Annotated in this window: 1 protein-coding gene; it reads left to right on the plus strand. The window is 65.2% G+C overall.

The genetic code is table 11. From position 1 onward, the window contains the following. The coding region (locus ADL15_RS45000; RefSeq protein WP_157441988.1) for an RNA-guided endonuclease TnpB family protein at nt 1-552 on the plus strand (552 nt) is incomplete at both ends.

A 552-nucleotide genomic window follows, 5' to 3' on the forward strand; every position in this document is an offset into this window, starting at 1 on the left:
CGCTGGTTCGTGTCCCTGCTCTGCGAGGACGTGATCGAGGACGCACCGGTGTCCGGGGCCGTCGGTATCGATGCCGGTCTCGACAGTCTGCTCGCCCTGTCCACCGGTGAGAAAGTCACCAACCCCAAGCATGAACGCCGGGACCGGGCAGCCCTGGTCCGTGCCCAGCGGAACCTGGCGCGCAAGGAGAAAAGTTCGGCGAACCGGGCCAAGGCCCGGGTCAAGGTCGCCCGCGTCCACGCCCGGATCGCCGATCGCCGGCGCGACTATCTGCACCAGTTGACTACTCGGCTCGTTCGTGAGAATCAAACGATCGTGATCGAGGACCTGCCGGTGCGCAACATGCTCAAAAACCACCACCTGGCCCGGGCTATCAGCGACGCGGCGTGGCGACAGTTCCGCACCATGCTCGAATACAAAGCCGATTGGCATGGCCGGACTCTGGTGGCGGTCGACCGCTGGTTCCCGAGTTCGAAACTGTGCTCGGCCTGCGGTGTTCTCGCCGAGCAGATGCCGTTGGACGTGCGCGAGTGGACCTGCCGATGCGGTGTG

Source organism: Actinoplanes awajinensis subsp. mycoplanecinus (assembly GCF_001509495.1).
Lineage (GTDB): Bacteria > Actinomycetota > Actinomycetes > Mycobacteriales > Micromonosporaceae > Actinoplanes > Actinoplanes palleronii.